Here is a 16,209-nt window from a genome sequence, read left to right as displayed (position 1 = left end):
CCTGTCAACCGGCACCGAATACTGACGCACTCTTCGGCAGGGTCTTTTCCTTTATCCAACAACTATTATAAAGACATCCGGCGATCAGACTCCAATCATTACGCCAGAATCTATTGACTCTACGAATGTACATTTTTTTGCAACAACCGAAAATTGAAAATCGCTCCCACTGAGCATGAAGTTGTACCTATATATTCCGTCCACTCTTGGATTATTCTCTATCTCAAAGAGTATTGTATCGTACGGAAGGCTCTTTTGAGATGAAAGATTCCCGTTAATTTCCATGGATATGCAGAACGTAAAACCTATCTCCGCAACAAGATCGGTTCCTCTAGATTTATATCGAAACTGTACTTTCGCATTCGATCCCACATAAGATGCCGCGAAATCTCCGTATCCGCTTGTATCTAACGGGAGGCGCAAAAATTCCTGCATGGTATCTTCCTAAATTTTACCAGAGGCCAGTAGCTCGTCCAATCGCTCCGAGGAGCCCCCCTCCGTTTGATTTGGTCGAGGCATTCCCTCCCGACGACGTGGAACTGCTGGATGGGCTCGAAACCGTTTCGCCTGGGGATATATTGTTCCTTTCGAGCTGAGCGGCCAACCGATCCATAGCATCCTTATCCGTTTTCGTTATGTCACTTATGGACCATTTTGACCGCGGGACGCCAGCCCTCTCAAGGGCTGTTGCTGTTCTCGTATTAACAATATAACCCTTCCATTTATTTTTCCTACGTCAACAGTAATTTTACTGGGGTCAATTTTACCACTTTTAATTGCTGACGAAAGATCGTCGATGGTTCTAATCGTACTCTTGGAGAGAGCGGAATATTTATCTCTGCAAATGGCACTAAAAGTTTCACTGTATGTCTTTTGGGCAAAGCTGAAACTAGCCCGCTCAGCATTCGTAGCCATGGACATAGCCAAGCTGCGGGCCGGACCTGCCGCCGTCGCACCAAGGGCCATGTTGGCCATAGCCATGGTTTCGCTTGTTTGCGAGACATCGTCTGGCGTTTCCGGGGTATTTGCCTCCGTCGTACCGCTGAAGTACGACATTACCGCACCCACAGCGATCCCAAACCCTATGCAAATAGGGCAGAGACCATTCTGATCACTCTTGTTGATTGGGTCATTTTGAGCGTAGGCGTATCGGTTAGTGCCAACGCTAGGGACGGTCGGATCCGTCGGATCAGGTGAAATGAATCGGACACGCTGGACTTCAGGGCCTGGGCTGTGTGGCGGTAACACACGCAGGCTGTATGCTGATGTCGCAGAGGCTGTAGCCGTGCCGGAAACCACCATGGAGATGGCTAGCAGCGCCGCCAGTAAGCGTTTAGTGATTTTCGCAGCGCTAAATCTCGTCGTCATACCCTGCCCCTCTCAAATCATCCCGGTATCTAATTCAGCTTCGGCTCGCGCCAGCCGAGAGCCTCGGCTTTGGCGAAAGCGTCTTGATTGGCCCTATAAAGATCGTTCGCGTAGGCGATCATTTCGGCCGGAATGTCGCTCTGCTTCGGATACTTTTTGATGATGTTGACATCGAGCAGCCGGTAGTAGGCCGTCCCTTTCTTGACCAACGTGTAGGCGTTGGCGGGATAGGCTTTGATCAACACATCAGCTACGGCGATTGCATCCTCGTTGCGGCCGGTGGCGATCAGGTTGTCGAGGACTGACGTCGCGATGATCGACAGGGCTTCCCGGCGTGACAGCGTCTTGAGATAGACGCCGTTGGCAATCGCTTCATCGGTCATCGGCACCTTTTGCCGATACCAATCGTCCCGCGTAAGCCCCCCTCCGCTGGTGGTTTCCAGGTTCCATGTCTTGCCCGTCGCTTCATCGGTGAATTTCACGAAGACGTGGAGTGGGGCCGTAGACAACGTCAGATTCAGTCCTAACCGCTCGCCCAAGGCGAGAAACAGCGTCGGCATCGAGACGCAGTTACCCTTTCGAGTAACTAGATAGTTGGAAAGCCTTTGCGCCCCAGGTTGCTGGCCATAGGGGTCGGAGAGATCGTACTGGAATGGTCGCCCATTGTTCCACCAGCCACCTTCATACAGAAATGTGCGAAGGGCCTTCATCTTTTCCATGCTGGTGGACGCAGACTCGGGTGGGAGCGTGCCGAGCATCTTGTTGACCGTCGCCACCATGCCATCGAGTTCCGCAAGCGTGGCCGCTTCGTCAACCGAGGGATCGATGAATTTGTCCACTGCTAGCTTGGCGCGGGCAAAGTCAATCTCACTTTCAAGTAGGGTGCGCACGAAACTCGCCGGGTTTGAGACCGGCAATTGATCGGCTGCGGCCGTGCCGCCGACAGTTAGGCTGAGCAGCAACGCAAAGATAATTCCATATATTAGCCGTGTAATCATACACGCCGGCTCCCGACCGCAAGTGCAGGATTGATACCCCTATTCGGCCAAACAGAGATAGAGACGACAGTTCCTGTCATTGCAACAAATCTGTGGACAATTCCTGTGTATAGAAACGGCAACCTGCGCTAGGACCGGGCCTGGTGGTTGCAAAGACGAGCGCGCGCCTAGACAGCTCTGGCCAAACTGAATATCGTCTCGTGATGACCGGCTTGAACTTAAGCCCTGACTACTATGTCGTATCGGATGCAGATGATTTGTTTCGGCATGGAGTGATTCTCTACATATCGCGCAACAAAGCTGGAGGGTCGGTAAGCACTCCTGTTGGACGATTTTACGCATGGCGGCCGCAGATTCAGCCGGAAGGGTATTTTCCGCACTCCAGGGTCGATTGCTATATCGACAATGGTCCGCTGGCACCCGAGCCGTCTTGGCTTGCGCAAACGCTTCTAGACGCGCTCATCCAGCACGGCCACATTTCGGAGCCAATTTGGTTGGGGTGGCATCGATCAGAAGAGGTGGGTGGCGAAGAACGAGGCCAAGTCTTTGACCTAGATTGAGGCTTCTATCCTGTCGAAGTAGCACAACTTGAGAGACCATCCTCTTTCATTGAGAATGGCACGGGCAGCAGGGCTCGAACCTACGACCTGCGGTTTTGGAGACCGCCGCTCTACCAACTGAGCTATGCCCGTACACGCGCGCTTCAGCGCAGGCGCTTCCTAAAAGCTTCCGTGCGCTCTGTAAAGAGCGGTTTGCAGGCAAACGTGCTTAACCCCTGCGCCAGAAATCGGGATAGTCGACGACCAGCCCCTCGGCATCGATCTCCAGCTCCCGCCTGAAGTCGCTGGCGCGCGATTCATAGAGGTATCGCCGGCCCGCTTCGAGGCACGTGTAGCGCTGCGGGTTGCGCACGACAGTGAGTGCCGGGAATTCGATGAAGGCGGTGGTGATTTCCCCACTCTGGCCGGCCGCGAGCGCCAGGCGCCGGATCGGCAGCGTGTTGGTGAAGGGCGTGACGGTGAGGTCCGGGTCGAGCACGCCGGCAAGCTCGGGCATCGCCAAGCCGTCCCTGGTCCACTGACCATCGCCATCGGACGCCAGGACAAGTGTCCGGTTATCACCGATCACATTGACAATGACACTCTCGGCGCGCCAGCCGGCATCGCAGGCGATGCGGTAGCGGACCGCAAATGGCGTTTCGCCCGAGCGGATAACGACCGAATCGGCCAGCAACCGCCCCGCGTGCTCCCGCAGCACAAGATGTTCGGAGCCGGGCCCATCCCACTCGCGCCAGCGCACGATCTTTGCATCTTGCGGCATCAATCGTCCACCTCCCCCGGCAGCCGAAGCTATTTTGCGTCCGGCACCCGGTACGGTCCGCCAGGCACGCCCCACCCCCAGGCTGGCATCGGTTCGGTCTCGGGATCGCAGGTCTCGCCGAGATTGGAATTCATCTTGGCCAGCCGAGATCCCCATTCGACGTAGCCCATGAAGGCTGAACGGAATTCTGGATCGTCCGGCAGACCGACCTCATCCGCCGCGTCGGCGAGAAGATTGATCCAGCGACGGCGCTGCGCCTCGGTGAGGTGCTTGCCCACATGATGCATGACCATTTCGCGGTGGCCGCCAAAGGTTTCGCTGTAGGTTTTCGGTCCGCCGAAGACCTCGCCGATGAAGGCCGCGACATGGGCGGGGTGGTCCGGCGACATGTGCTTGAAGACCGGGCCAACCACCGGATCTTGCGCCACCTTGTCGTAGAAGGTTTGCGTCAGCCGGTTCAGCGCCTCGCCGCCTCCGGCCCATTCATAGAGTGTCGGAACGTCCTGGCTCATTCTCGATCCTTCGCCGGCCCCGCCGCGACGATAGCGGAAATCGGATACGGCTCAACCTGCCTCGATGGGCAGTTCCCCCCGACATCACCGTGCTCTACAGCCTTGCGGGCGCGTCGGCCTGTGCATTGGCGGCTGGCAGGCCCAGGCAATTGTCGGGCTTGGCAACAGCCTTGCAAGTCGTGGAGCCGGTCAGCGCGTCGACCGATTGCGGTCCTGTTGTCAGTCCAAGCTTGAGCATGGCGTCTGGGTCAAGTTGCCCCTCGGTCGAGCGTCGTTCGATTGTTGCGAACAGAGCGGGGCCGATCGCCATCTCGTCGAGGTAGGCCTTGACCACCAGCTTCTGTCCCATCGGATATAGGCTGAGCCGCGCCCGGGGACCGACAAGCCGCCTGGCGCCGCCGGCGACCACTAACGCACAGCCGGAATCACACTCCACCCCCGCATCGATGCTCAATCCGGCATAGGCTCCTTCCGTGGCCAGGCAGTTCCACGCGCCGGGGTCACAGTCGACGAAATCCGTCCGGGCAACGGCGATGTCGAGCTTTCTTTCATGGATAAGCCGTCCCATTGCGAGAGCGCTGGGCAGGTCGCCTCCGTGTGAGCTGATGACGATAGGCAGCCGCCGATTGCCAAGGGTGGCCAGCAACTGCCGCAGCTTCCCCGGCGCCCGGTTCGTGATCGCACCTTCGGCCGATATCCATTCCGGACAGTCGGGATTGCACAGCGGATTGCTGCCGCGAACGACGACAAACCGCATGTCCCCGCCGGCCTTCGCGGTTTCCGCTTGAACGGTTACGGCAGCCATTGGCCTGGCTGCGGCCGATGGCGTCGTCTTGCTTGCGGGTCCAGCTATTTGCCGGCAGTTCGTGGCCGGCTGGGCCAGGCCGCAGAGGCTTACCGTGGTCAACAGGTCCACTGCGTCCCGGCTGGTGACCAACTTCATCATCACCATGTCATCGAGCGGAATCTGACGAATCTCACTGGCCGGCGTGGCTTTCATGACTTCCAGTACGCCGTCTGCTATCCCCATTTCCTTCAGGTACGCCGAAAGCGTCTTCTCGACGGTCCTGCTCATCTCGTAGGTTTTGTAGCTGCCAGCGTTTTTGCGGCTGACCACCTTGGTGCTGATGATCTTCTTCCTGCCGTTCACGATCCGGTACGTGGTCCGGTAGAGCAGCTTCTCCCGCTGGTATGTGGTGGTGATCTGGTGGACACCGAGATAGCCGAAATCCCCAACGACGCGGCGGACACCGCCGGAAAACATTAGCGGACAGGCCGAATTGCACATGGCTCCGTCGTCATAGGCCGCCCCGAAATAATCGGCACTCTTGCCCTTGTTATCCCCGCAGTTTTTCGCTTCCGGCTGGCAACCGGAAAAAACCGTCACGCCGACGGCGATATCGAGCTTGTTCTTGCGGATCATCCGGCCGAGTGCCAGCGCGGCGTCGACGTTACCGCCGGGCGAATTGACGACGACCGGCAATTGCCTTCCCCTGAGCGCCTTGAGCGTGCGCTTGAGGAGCGACGGCGTGCCCGCGTCGATGGTGCCGTCCGCCGATATCCATTCAGGACAGTTGGGTTCGCATCCCGGAGCGTTGCTGCGCACCACGACGAAGCGCATAGGCGGGATGTCGAGAGGCCCATCCTCCGCTCGCGCTATCAAAACGGGCAGTGCCATGGCGACGGCGAGACAAACCAGTGCCCACAACCGCCATGCCTTCCCATCGAAACGGTGCCTTGAAACCACTGTCGGCAAAGCTCCCTCGGTGCAACCTATACTAGTTGCAGCCATGGCGCTTGCAACAGCTTTGAAACAAGCGCGCAATGCTTTCGTTGCGAGGCGTGTGAAACGAGAAAGGGCGGCCCGAAGACCGCCCTTTCGTGTTCGAGACCGGCAGCAGCCGGATCGATTATTCCTTGATGGTGACGACGATGCCGGCACCGACGGTGCGGCCGCCTTCACGGATGGCGAAGCGCAGCTTCTCTTCCATGGCGATCGGCACGATCAGCTCGACATCGACCGTGATGTTGTCGCCGGGCATCACCATCTCGGTGCCTTCCGGCAGCGACACGATGCCGGTCACGTCGGTCGTGCGGAAGTAGAACTGCGGACGGTAGTTGGTGAAGAACGGCGTATGACGGCCGCCTTCGTCCTTGGTCAGGATGTAGGCTTCGGCCACGAACTTCTTGTGCGGCTTCACCGTGCCCGGCTTGGCCAGAACCTGGCCGCGCTCGACACCTTCACGGTCAACGCCGCGCAGCAGCGCGCCGATGTTGTCGCCAGCCTGACCCTGGTCGAGCAGCTTGCGGAACATTTCCACGCCCGTGCAGGTCGTCTTGGTCGTCGGACGGATGCCGATGATCTCCAGTTCCTCGCCGACCTTGACCACGCCGCGCTCGACGCGGCCGGTGACGACCGTGCCGCGGCCCGAAATCGAGAACACGTCCTCGATCGGCATCAGGAACGGCTTGTCCAGCGGACGAACCGGCGTCGGGATGTAAGCGTCGACCGCAGCCATCAGTTCGCGGATCGCGTCCTCGCCGATCTTCTTGTCCGAATCTTCCAGAGCGGCAAGCGCCGAACCCTTGACGATCGGAATGTCGTCGCCGGGGAATTCGTTCTTCGACAGCAATTCGCGAACCTCGAGCTCGACCAGTTCGAGCAGCTCGGCGTCGTCGACCTGGTCGACCTTGTTCAGGAACACCACGATCGACGGCACGCCGACCTGACGGGCCAGCAGGATATGCTCGCGGGTCTGCGGCATCGGGCCGTCGGCGGCCGACACGACCAGGATCGCGCCGTCCATCTGCGCGGCACCGGTGATCATGTTCTTCACATAGTCGGCGTGGCCGGGGCAATCGACGTGGGCATAGTGGCGGTTGGCGGTCTCGTATTCGACGTGAGCCGTCGAGATCGTGATGCCGCGCGCCTTCTCTTCAGGCGCCGCATCAATCTGGTCATAGCGCTTGTATTCGCCAAAATACTTGGTGATCGCCGCCGTCAGCGACGTCTTGCCATGGTCGACGTGACCAATCGTGCCGATGTTCACATGAGGCTTGGTGCGCTCGAATTTACCTTTTGCCATAGTCTCTTTCCTTGGACGGCCTGGACCTTCAGTTCAGTCGAATGCGGGGCGATTAGCGACAAAGGCCAAAAAACACAAGCGTCTTTTGCCCGGGCGCCATCTCACTCGGCGAGAACCCATGATCCGATTGCGGGGGTGTAGCGCTGATATAGGGATCCGTCGTTGAAAATGGAATGGGCGAAACCGAGGGAGCGACGCGAGGATTGCTCAGGCCTGCACGTCAGTCGCTGTCGGATTTATCAGCGGTTCATGGCCCATTGCGGCGGCGATCCGCGTCTGATTTCCTGCGCCGATGCATTTCATCCCGACTGCCGTTCGCGGCCCGCTGTTCATGATCGTCTCGACCGGGTCGTATTTGGTCAACGACACGATGATGAAGCTCGCCACGTCGGGTTTGCCCTCCTACGAAGTGCTCTTCCTGCGTGGTGCCGCGGCAACGCTGTGGGGCCTTCCGCTGTTGTTTGCGCTCGGCTACGGCAAGCAGATCCCGCTGATCTTCGACAGGCGGGTGCTGCGCAGGAACCTCCTCGAACTGGCGGCGATCCTCTGTTACGTCGTCGCGCTCGCCAACATGCAGATCGCCGATTCCACCGCGTTGGGGCAGATCACGCCGCTGCTGATGCTGGTCGGCTCCTCGATCCTGTTTGGCGAGCGAATCGGCGGCCAACGCATGGCGCTGATCGGGCTGGGCTTCATCGGTGCGCTGATGGTGGCGCAGCCGACCATGCAAGGCATTTCGGTCTACGCCTTGCTGGCGCTCGGCAACGCGACATTCGCAGCCGCGCGCGATCTGGCCGGCCGCAAGATCGCCGCCGAAGTGCCAGGAATGATCGTGGCGATCTCGGCGGTCGTCGTGGTCCTGATCGGCGCAGGCGCCGCGCATCTGGTTTCCGAGCGCTGGGTGGCGCCGGAGGCGCACCATCTGATGCTGATGGCCGGAGCCGGTTTCTTCCTGATTTTCGGCCACTTCTTCATCTTCATGGCTTATCGCGTCGGGCCGACAGGCGCGGTGGCGCCGTTCTACTACTGCTTCACGGTCTGGGCCGTCATTTCGGGCCTGCTGGTGTTCGGGCAATTCCCCAATGCACTGGCGGTCTGCGGCATCCTGCTGGTTGTCGCCAGCGGGCTGACCATCGTGTCGCTGGACCAGCGCAAGCGTCGGCTGGCCGTGGTCGCCTGATCCGCGGCGGCGCACCGGCATAACCAGACCAACGCCGTGAGTGCAGGCAGCACCGACGGCGGACCATCGCAATTCAGGATTCGGCAGCCGATAGTCTGCCGATCGCGACTAGATCGTCCGCTTGCCCGCGAACTGATGATAGGCCCACAACACCACGACGGCGCCCACGACGGCGACGATCAGGCTATAGATGTTGAGACCGGTCACACCCGAAGCACCGAAGGCGCTGAAGATCAGGCCGCCAACTATGGCGCCGACAATGCCGAGCACGATATCCATGATCATGCCCTGACCGGTCTTGTTGACGATCTTACTGCCAATGAACCCGGCAATTACGCCCAGAATGATCCAGCTGATGATACCCATTTTTTCCTCTCCATTCCTCCGCCACCCGGACATTTTCATATGATTGTCAAAAGCTCAAGCCAGCTTGAAATTCCGCCCGAATGCGCCATTGTTGAAGGTGGGCTAGGCTTGGTTGAGATGGAGGATCCACTATGGGACTTTTTGACAACGCCGTTCCCGGCGGCAATATCACCAAACCGCTGATGATCGCGCTCGGTGCGCTGCTGGTTGGAAAGATGCTGAGCGGCAGAAGCGCCGAACAGCCGGACCAGGCTCAAGCGCCCGCGCCCGCCGATCCCACGCCCGTCGGGACCGGGTCAGGTGACGGTGGGCTGCTCGGCGGACTGGGCGGGCTGCTCGACAAGCTCAAGAACGCCGGCCATGGCAACGTCGCCGACTCCTGGGTCGGCACCGGGCAGAACCAGTCGATCAACGCCAATGAGCTGGGCAACGCGATCGGACCGCAGGTCATTCGCGAGATCGCCCAAAGGACGGGGCTCGACGAGCAGGAGCTGCTCAAGCAGCTATCGGCCGCCTTGCCCGGCATCGTCGACAAGCTGACCCCGAACGGCCAGCTACCGCAACAGCACCAGGTCGCCTCCGCCTTCAACAGCTGACGCGGCGTACACCAATGCCTGAAGCGCTGCGCGCCTGCCGCGCGGTGTTTCGGCTTGCCGGTTGTAAAGTGGAAAAATCTGGAGCGGGTATGGGAATCGAACCCGCATATTCAGCTTGGAAGGCTCTCGGCACGCAACGAAATCAATGCGCCGTGTCACTCAGTTCTGATGCGCGTGTCACAATAGCGGGAAGGTGATACAGTCATTCCATTCCGACACGGAAATGAAATGACTGTTGGGCGCAAGGTGCCAATGATCAGAACCGCTTACGGACAAGCGGCCGCTTCAGTGCAAAGCGGGCGAGATTGTCGAGCGTTCTAGGCACCGCCATCTCTCTGATGCCCTCGATGGCGCCTTTGGCTGCGGCGTCCTCCCGGAAGCGCACCATCCATGCTTCCGTGACGTTATCCCGCTGGATGGTGAACTTCGATTTGGCGACGTCTTCCGGAACCTGGACACCCATAAAATCCGCCATGGCTTTCAGGTAGGGCTTTGGGTCTTGTTGCAAATCCTCGTAGACGAAGTGCCGAAAATCCAATCCTGAAAGTTGCAGGTAGGATTTCCAGAACGCATAGCTCCGGTCAATTTGGAAATATGCCTGGCTAATGTCGGCAAAGTTGTAGTGAACAGCGCGAGGCTTGACCTTGCCTTCGTGCCGGCTGGTCCACACACCGGACATCCTGGCGCGGTAGAACGAAATCGCTTGCTGAATTCGGTCGCGACGTTCCAGCACAATAAATTGCAGGCCGTGAATGCTTCGAATCTGGAATAAGATATCCATTCCGAATGTCTCCCTGCACCAGATCAGATGGCGCGGGAATAACTTGATGGCAAACCGCCCGTTGTCGGTCGATCCTTTCGCGATAACCGCCTTTTCGAGAGCATCGTAGCTGCGAGGCTTGAAGCGCAGATAGGCTGGATCTAGCCATTCCTCCGATCGGCCCATCAGGCCAGTTGCATTTGTCAGGCTTCCCAACCAGTTCGATCCGCTTCTCCCTTCGGTTAAAATTGCAACACCCCGCATCAATACCCCCCATGCCCCTTATATCGCACTCCATCAGCGTTCCCCAAAACGAAAAAAGCCCGCCGGCGTGAGCCAGCGGGCGGGTGTAACGACAGATCTTTCAGTTAGCCGACCGGCCCCTTGTCGATAATCGACGAAGAAGTCCCTGCCGTAACAGCGGACAAACGTTCACGCCTAGTCAAGACGGGCTTCTGGTAGGTTTTCTTCATTGTGATGCTCCCTCGCTTTACCCAGGGCGGCAAACTGCCTTGCGCCTGGGAGCCTTGTCAACCTCCCGCGCCGGCAATCATCAGATGGCCGGTCACATCACGTCGAAAACAACCCAAGGCGATGTCCGTAACGGTGATCTCGACAACAATCGCAGGGTTGCCGATGCTAGGGCCAAATTGAGGCAGTACACGCCACTGACACGCGTGACACGGCGCATTTCAAAAGAAACGATTTCAATAGCGATTCAAAGATATCTGGAGCGGGTAGCGGGAATCGAACCCGCATATTCAGCTTGGAAGGCTGCTGCTCTACCACTGAGCTATACCCGCACCTTGCACTGAAGTACCGGATTCACCCGAAAAGCGCCATGCCCTTTTCGGTCCGATCCTTACGTCCAGGCTTCCGGGCCGGCAGTGGTGGAGAGGGTTGGATTCGAACCAACGTAAGCTAAGCTAACGGATTTACAGTCCGTCCCCTTTAACCACTCGGGCACCTCTCCAGTCTGCCGCCGGAGCCATGCAACGAGGTATTCTTGCCGATCCGGACCCGAGATAGATGTCTTCTCCGAAACCAGCGAAGCGCCTTATGGCGGCAAGGCCATTGGGTGTCAACCGCGCGGCCACGGTTTTTCGATGTTGTTCGCCGGCTGCGGCGACAGGGCATATCCTTGGCCGGAGGAGACGGCTATAGAAGCCGGCCATGAGCAACAATTCCAACACTCCCAAAGACACCCATTACGCCAAGCTGCGCCGCGCCTTTCGCGACGAGAAGAGCGGCGGCGCGCCGGCGTTCAAGCCACGGCAACCAGTGCCACCAGGCGAAAACGTTGCCAACGGGCTGGTGCGGCTCTATGGCCTGCATACGGTGCGCGCGGCACTCGACAATCCCCGCCGCCGGATCAAGAAAATACTGGTGACGCGCAATGCGGCCGAACGGCTCGAGATCGCCGATCTCGCCGCCCTGCCCTTCAGGGCTGAACTGGTCGAACCCAGGGACATCGACAAGATTACCGGATCGGACGCCGTGCACCAGGGGGTGCTGATTGAGGCCGAGCCGCTGAAGCCCAAGGGCCTCGACGCACTTGGCGACACAAGGCTGGTGCTGGTGCTCGACCAGGTCACCGACCCGCACAATGTCGGCGCCATCCTGCGTTCGGCGGTCGCTTTCGGCGCTGGCGCGCTGATCACCACGGCGCGCCACAGCCCGCAGGAGTCAGGCGTGCTGGCAAAATCCGCCTCCGGTGCGCTTGAGCATATCGATCAGGTCGAGGTGAAGAACCTCGCCGATGCGCTCGGCCAGTTGCACGAAGCGGGCTTCCAGACCATCGGGCTCGATTCGGACGGGCCGGCTGAGCTCGAAACCAGCTTTGCCGGCGACAGGATCGCCTTGGTGCTCGGCGCCGAGGGCAAGGGCCTGCGGCAGAAGACGCGCGAGACGGTGACGACGCTGGCCCGCCTCGACATGCCCGGCGCCATCCGCTCGCTCAATGTCTCGAACGCAGCGGCGGTGAGCCTTTATGCGGCGCGGGCATTTCTGAAGCGCGGCTGACAGGAAGCGGCAAGCGCCTCCCGCCAGAAATCAAAACGGGTCCCGGCGATGCTTGCCGGAACCCGTTGCTGGGTTAAGACAGAAGTTGACGGCTTGGGAACGTTGAGCCGCCCTCTTCCGACCTATGCCGCTTTGATTTCTTTTGCCTCCTTGCCGATTTCGAAATTCGCCATCCGCTCCAGCGCCCTGACCAGCGCGGAGTGATCTTCCTTCGCGCCGCCATTGGCGGCGCAGGAATTGAACAGTTGCTGGGTGGTCGAAGTGTTGGGCAGCGACACACCAAGCGCCTTTGCTCCCTCCAGCGCCAGGTTGAGGTCCTTCTGGTGCAGTTCGATGCGGAAGCCCGGCGCGAAGGTGCGCTTGACCATGCGCTCGCCATGCACTTCGAGAATGCGCGAGGCGGCCAGCCCGCCCATCAGCGCCTGCCTGACCTTGGCTGGGTCGGCCCCCGCTTTCGATGCAAAAACAAGCGCTTCGGCGACGGCTTCAATGGTCAGCGCGACGACGATCTGGTTGGCCACCTTGGTGGTCTGGCCGACACCATTGGGCCCCACCAAAGTGATGTTCTTGCCCATTTTCTCGAACACGGGTTTTGCGCGCTCGAAGGCTGGTTCCTCACCACCGACCATGATGGTGAGCGAAGCCGCCCTGGCGCCGACCTCGCCGCCGGAAACCGGCGCGTCGAGATAGTAGCAACCGAGATCGTTGATCCTTTTGGCGAATTCCTTGGTCTCGATCGGCGAGATCGAACTCATGTCGATCACCAGCTTGCCCTTTGTCAGTCCGGACGCGACGCCGTTGTCGCCGAACAGTACATCCGCCACCTGCGGGGTGTCGGGAACCATCAGGATGATGATCTCGGCGGCGCTCGCGACGGCGGCATGGCCGGCGACCGACTTCAGACCCTTGGCGACGAGATCGGCCGGTGGTCTTGAGCGGTGGTCGCTGGCGATGACGTTGTAGCCGGCCGCCAGCAGATGCCCCGCCATCGGCGCACCCATGATGCCCAGCCCGATGAAGCCGATAGTTTCCATGTGTGTTCTCCGTCCGTGTTAGGCCGCGTTCTGTGGCGCCCCTTCTGGCCTGCCAGCCATCTTCGCCACAGGTGGGGAGATTGGCAGCTTCGGCGCGTCGCTCGCCCCTGCAACGTCGGAGGTTGGCGAAAGCCCTGATGCTTTTCGATCCCCCCTCGTGGGGAGATGGCCAGGGGGGCGCGAACGCGAGTTCTACGAAATTCCGACGGCTACGCCGCGGCACTTCCCTGCCCGGTCAGTTCCCTGAACCACCCCAGACCGGCTTCCGTCCCTGCCTTCGGCTTGTACTCCGCGCCGATCCAGCCGGAATAACCAATCCGGTCGATATGCTCGTAGAGGAAGGGATAGTTGATCTCGCCCGTACCCGGCTCGTGACGGCCGGGATTGTCCGCAAGCTGGATATGCGCGATGCGGCCGAGGTTTTCCTCGATCTTACGGGCGAGATCCCCCTCCATGATCTGCATGTGGTAGATGTCATATTGCAGGTATAGGTTCTTCGAGCCGACGCGGTCGATCAGCGCCAGCGCCTGGTCCGAGTAGTTGAGGAAGAAGCCCGGGATATCGCGGGTGTTGATCGGCTCGATCAGCAGCTTGATGCCGGCTTGGTCGAGTTTCTCCGCCGCGAAAGCCAGGTTCTCGGCGAAGACATCTCCCAGCACCTTGCGGTCGACGTTGGCTGGCGCGATGCCGGCCAGGCAGTTGACCTGCCCGCAGCCAAGGGCCTGCGCGTAGGTGATCGCCTTGGCAATGCCCTGGCGGAATTCCGGCACGCGGTCCGGCAGCACGGCAATGCCGCGCTCGCCCTTGGCCCAGTCGCCGGCGGGCAGGTTGAACAGCACCTGTGTCAGGCCGTTCTTCTTCAGTCGGGCGGCGACCACCTCGGGCGGATGATCGTAAGGGCCGATATATTCGACCCCTTTGAAGCCGGCGCGGGCGGCGGCATCGAAACGGTCGAGGAAATCATGCTCGCCAAAGAGCATCGACAGATTGGCTGAAAAACGCGGCATTCCTTTTCTCCCTGCAGCATCGGACCCAAAAGTGGAAACAGGTTTTGGGATAATCCGATGCTCAAACAAAATCAGTCGAGCATCACGATCGCGGTCGGCGCGTCTTCCTGATGTTCGGCAAGGTCCTCGAATTCGGTGATCTTGTCGATCTCGGTCCCCATCGAGATGTTGGTGACCCGTTCGAGAATGAATTCGAGCACGACTGGAACCTGGTGTTCCTTCAGCAACCGCTGCGCTTGCTTGAAGGCGCCGGCGAATTCCTCCGGCTTGCGCACCCTGACCGCCTTGCATCCCATCGCCTCGGCGACCGCGACATGGTCGACGCCATAGCCCGCCTCCGGATCGTCGGCCCGGTTGATGTTCTCGAAGGCAAGGCTGACCTCATAGTCCATCGAAAAGCCGCGCTGCGCCTGGCGGATGAGGCCGAGATAGGCATTGTTCACGACGACGTGGATATAGGGCAGCTTGTGCTGCGCGCCGACCGCCAGTTCCTCGATCATGAACTGGAAATCATAGTCGCCCGACAGCGCCACGATGGTGCGCTCGGGATCGGCGGCGCGCACGCCGAGTGCGGCCGGCAAGGTCCAACCGAGCGGGCCGGCCTGGCCGCAATTGATCCAGTTGCGCGGCTTGTAGACATGCAGGAACTGCGCGCCGGCGATTTGCGACAGGCCGATGGTGGTGACATAGGTGACGTCACGGCCGAACGCCATGTTCATCTCCTCGTAGACACGCTGCGGCTTCAGCGGCACCTGTTCGAAATGGGTTTTGCGCTTCATCGTCTTCTTGCGGCCCTGGCATTCCCTGGCCCAGCTCGACCAGTCGCGCAGCCTGCCCGCCATCTTCCACTCGGTCGCGACATCGAGCAGCATCTTCAGTGCCGCCCCCGCATCCGAAACGACGCCGAGATCGGGGGCGAAGACACGGCCTATTTGAGTGGGCTCGATGTCGACATGGATGAATTTCTTGCCCTTGGTGTAGACATCAACCGAACCGGTGTGACGGTTGGCCCAGCGGTTGCCGATGCCGAAGACGAAATCGGCTTCCAGCATGGTGGCGTTGCCGTAGCGGTGCGAGGTCTGCAGCCCGCACATGCCGGCCATCAGCCGGTGATCGTCGGGAATCGCACCCCAACCCATCAGCGTGGGAATGACCGGAACGCCCGTGATCTCGGCAAACTCGATCAACAGGTCGGACGCGTCGGCATTGATGATGCCGCCGCCGGCAACGATCAGCGGCTTCTCGGCCGCGTTGAGCATCGCCAGCGCCTTTTCGGCCTGGGCGCGCGTCATCGCCGGCTTGAATGGGGTCAGCGGTTCATAGGCATCGATGTCGAACTCGATCTCGGCCAGTTGGACGTCGACCGGCAGGTCGATCAGCACCGGACCCGGCCGCGACGAGCGCATCAAATGGAACGCTTTTTGCAGCGCCATCGGCACCAGATAGGGCTCCATCACCGTCACCGCCCATTTGGCGACGGGCGCAGCGATCGCGGCGATGTCGACAGCCTGGAAATCCTCCTTGTTCAGCCGCGCGCGCGGCGCCTGTCCGGTGATGCACAGGATCGGAATGGAATCGGCCGCGGCCGAATAGAGCCCGGTTATCATATCGGTGCCGGCGGGCCCCGACGTGCCGATGCAGAGGCCGATATTGCCCGCCTTGGCGCGGGTATAGCCTTCAGCCATATGCGAGGCGCCCTCGACGTGGCGGGCGAGGACATGGCGGATCGTGCCCCTCGCCTTCAATGCCGAGTACAGCGGATTGATCGCCGCACCCGGCACGCCGAAGGCACAGGAGACGCCTTCTTTTTCGAGAACGAGAACCGCGGCATCGACAGCACGCATCCTGGCCATTTCCAGCCTCCACGAGATGATTGTTGGATGGCTAAGGATGTCACCGGCTTCTTGGTTTTTCAATTTTTTCAAAATATTTTTTCATTTCTAGAAAGCGGCTTTTACCA

General features: G+C 59.9%; 14 protein-coding genes, 3 tRNA genes and 1 pseudogene. 3 read left to right on the top strand and 15 right to left on the bottom strand.

What is annotated here, in order from left to right:
- Nucleotides 1-84: 84 nt before the first annotated feature.
- The 8 genes from AC3CB8_RS19075 to tuf all read right to left on the bottom strand — a co-directional run bounded on the left by AC3CB8_RS19075 (nt 85) and on the right by tuf (nt 7,284).
- The gene (locus AC3CB8_RS19075; RefSeq protein WP_352567086.1) at nt 85-435 is read right to left on the bottom strand and encodes a hypothetical protein; all 351 of its coding nucleotides are present in this window, start codon (nt 433-435) and stop codon (nt 85-87) included.
- Between the two features lie 207 nt (nt 436-642).
- Entirely contained in the window at nt 643-1,368 is a 726-nt protein-coding gene (locus AC3CB8_RS19070; RefSeq protein ID WP_352597174.1) for an RHS repeat-associated core domain-containing protein, read from the bottom strand.
- A gap of 29 nt (nt 1,369-1,397) precedes the next feature.
- Entirely contained in the window at nt 1,398-2,330 is a 933-nt protein-coding gene (locus tag AC3CB8_RS19065; protein WP_352567084.1) for a transglutaminase family protein, read from the bottom strand.
- Between the two features lie 652 nt (nt 2,331-2,982).
- A tRNA-Trp gene (locus tag AC3CB8_RS19060) sits at nt 2,983-3,058 on the bottom strand.
- Nucleotides 3,059-3,134: 76 nt separating this feature from the next.
- Nucleotides 3,135-3,686: a putative glycolipid-binding domain-containing protein gene (locus tag AC3CB8_RS19055; RefSeq protein ID WP_023775356.1), complete on the bottom strand. Its 552-nt coding sequence runs from the start codon at nt 3,684-3,686 to the stop codon at nt 3,135-3,137.
- A 29-nt stretch (nt 3,687-3,715) separates the two neighbouring features.
- Nucleotides 3,716-4,198 (bottom strand): group II truncated hemoglobin, encoded by a 483-nt coding sequence (locus AC3CB8_RS19050; protein WP_023775357.1) that lies wholly within the window; start codon nt 4,196-4,198, stop codon nt 3,716-3,718.
- 94 nt (nt 4,199-4,292) lie between these two features.
- Nucleotides 4,293-5,876 carry a COG3904 family protein gene (locus AC3CB8_RS19045; RefSeq protein ID WP_435053079.1) on the bottom strand — a complete coding sequence of 528 codons (1,584 nt, stop codon included), beginning with the start codon at nt 5,874-5,876 and terminating at the stop codon, nt 4,293-4,295.
- A 232-nt stretch (nt 5,877-6,108) separates the two neighbouring features.
- Nucleotides 6,109-7,284 carry an elongation factor Tu gene (gene tuf / locus AC3CB8_RS19040; protein ID WP_015317986.1) on the bottom strand — a complete coding sequence of 392 codons (1,176 nt, stop codon included), beginning with the start codon at nt 7,282-7,284 and terminating at the stop codon, nt 6,109-6,111.
- A 292-nt stretch (nt 7,285-7,576) separates the two neighbouring features.
- Here tuf and AC3CB8_RS19035 point away from each other — a divergent pair, with 292 nt between their 5' ends.
- The gene (locus tag AC3CB8_RS19035; protein WP_023773054.1) at nt 7,577-8,464 is read left to right on the top strand and encodes a DMT family transporter; all 888 of its coding nucleotides are present in this window, start codon (nt 7,577-7,579) and stop codon (nt 8,462-8,464) included.
- Between the two features lie 108 nt (nt 8,465-8,572).
- On the opposite strand, the gene AC3CB8_RS19030 is transcribed toward AC3CB8_RS19035, so the two are convergent.
- Nucleotides 8,573-8,830 (bottom strand): GlsB/YeaQ/YmgE family stress response membrane protein, encoded by a 258-nt coding sequence (locus AC3CB8_RS19030; protein WP_015318000.1) that lies wholly within the window; start codon nt 8,828-8,830, stop codon nt 8,573-8,575.
- A 131-nt stretch (nt 8,831-8,961) separates the two neighbouring features.
- On the opposite strand from AC3CB8_RS19030, the gene AC3CB8_RS19025 reads away from it, so the two are divergent.
- The gene (locus AC3CB8_RS19025) at nt 8,962-9,426 is read left to right on the top strand and encodes a YidB family protein (protein WP_352563178.1); all 465 of its coding nucleotides are present in this window, start codon (nt 8,962-8,964) and stop codon (nt 9,424-9,426) included.
- A 256-nt stretch (nt 9,427-9,682) separates the two neighbouring features.
- Here the strand turns inward: AC3CB8_RS19025 and AC3CB8_RS19020 are convergent, their stop codons facing one another.
- From AC3CB8_RS19020 to AC3CB8_RS19010, 3 genes are all read right to left on the bottom strand, one after another.
- On the bottom strand, nt 9,683-10,450 hold the full coding sequence (locus tag AC3CB8_RS19020; protein WP_352563177.1) for a Stf0 family sulfotransferase: 768 nt from the start codon (nt 10,448-10,450) through the stop codon (nt 9,683-9,685).
- Between the two features lie 465 nt (nt 10,451-10,915).
- Nucleotides 10,916-10,989: transfer RNA gene (locus AC3CB8_RS19015), tRNA-Gly, on the bottom strand.
- Between the two features lie 85 nt (nt 10,990-11,074).
- Nucleotides 11,075-11,159: transfer RNA gene (locus AC3CB8_RS19010), tRNA-Tyr, on the bottom strand.
- 200 nt (nt 11,160-11,359) lie between these two features.
- On the opposite strand from AC3CB8_RS19010, the gene AC3CB8_RS19005 reads away from it, so the two are divergent.
- Nucleotides 11,360-12,208, top strand: coding sequence for a TrmH family RNA methyltransferase (locus tag AC3CB8_RS19005; protein ID WP_023795144.1), 849 nt, complete (start codon nt 11,360-11,362; stop codon nt 12,206-12,208).
- Between the two features lie 122 nt (nt 12,209-12,330).
- On the opposite strand, the pseudogene AC3CB8_RS19000 reads toward AC3CB8_RS19005, so the two are convergent.
- The 3 genes and pseudogenes from AC3CB8_RS19000 to gcl all read right to left on the bottom strand — a co-directional run.
- Nucleotides 12,331-13,245: pseudogene (locus AC3CB8_RS19000) on the bottom strand (2-hydroxy-3-oxopropionate reductase); the annotation flags it as partial.
- Between the two features lie 206 nt (nt 13,246-13,451).
- Nucleotides 13,452-14,249, bottom strand: a complete 798-nt coding sequence (gene otnI / locus AC3CB8_RS18995) for a 2-oxo-tetronate isomerase (RefSeq protein WP_352563176.1) — start codon at nt 14,247-14,249, stop codon at nt 13,452-13,454.
- A 71-nt stretch (nt 14,250-14,320) separates the two neighbouring features.
- Nucleotides 14,321-16,102 (bottom strand): glyoxylate carboligase, encoded by a 1,782-nt coding sequence (gcl, locus tag AC3CB8_RS18990; RefSeq protein ID WP_352563175.1) that lies wholly within the window; start codon nt 16,100-16,102, stop codon nt 14,321-14,323.
- Nucleotides 16,103-16,209: the final 107 nt, after the last annotated feature.

Source organism: Mesorhizobium sp. P160927, from assembly GCF_057766385.1.
The sequence above is the reverse complement of the archived record's forward strand: the minus strand, read 5'-3'. Positions and strand labels throughout refer to the sequence as shown.

Excerpts from the sequence above, each read along its gene's own strand:
- AC3CB8_RS19025 (WP_352563178.1), top strand. The coding sequence starts at position 8,962 with ATGGGACTTTTTGACAACGCCGTTCCCGGCGGCAATATCACCAAACCG.
- AC3CB8_RS19055 (WP_023775356.1), bottom strand. The coding sequence starts at position 3,686 with ATGCCGCAAGATGCAAAGATCGTGCGCTGGCGCGAGTGGGATGGGCCC.
- AC3CB8_RS19045 (WP_435053079.1), bottom strand. The coding sequence starts at position 5,876 with ATGGCACTGCCCGTTTTGATAGCGCGAGCGGAGGATGGGCCTCTCGAC.
- AC3CB8_RS19020 (WP_352563177.1), bottom strand. The coding sequence starts at position 10,450 with ATGCGGGGTGTTGCAATTTTAACCGAAGGGAGAAGCGGATCGAACTGG.
- AC3CB8_RS19050 (WP_023775357.1), bottom strand. The coding sequence starts at position 4,198 with ATGAGCCAGGACGTTCCGACACTCTATGAATGGGCCGGAGGCGGCGAG.
- AC3CB8_RS19035 (WP_023773054.1), top strand. The coding sequence starts at position 7,577 with ATGCATTTCATCCCGACTGCCGTTCGCGGCCCGCTGTTCATGATCGTC.
- AC3CB8_RS19030 (WP_015318000.1), bottom strand. The coding sequence starts at position 8,830 with ATGGGTATCATCAGCTGGATCATTCTGGGCGTAATTGCCGGGTTCATT.
- tuf (WP_015317986.1), bottom strand. The coding sequence starts at position 7,284 with ATGGCAAAAGGTAAATTCGAGCGCACCAAGCCTCATGTGAACATCGGC.
- otnI (WP_352563176.1), bottom strand. The coding sequence starts at position 14,249 with ATGCCGCGTTTTTCAGCCAATCTGTCGATGCTCTTTGGCGAGCATGAT.
- AC3CB8_RS19070 (WP_352597174.1), bottom strand. The coding sequence starts at position 1,368 with ATGACGACGAGATTTAGCGCTGCGAAAATCACTAAACGCTTACTGGCG.
- AC3CB8_RS19075 (WP_352567086.1), bottom strand. The coding sequence starts at position 435 with ATGCAGGAATTTTTGCGCCTCCCGTTAGATACAAGCGGATACGGAGAT.
- AC3CB8_RS19005 (WP_023795144.1), top strand. The coding sequence starts at position 11,360 with ATGAGCAACAATTCCAACACTCCCAAAGACACCCATTACGCCAAGCTG.
- gcl (WP_352563175.1), bottom strand. The coding sequence starts at position 16,102 with ATGGCCAGGATGCGTGCTGTCGATGCCGCGGTTCTCGTTCTCGAAAAA.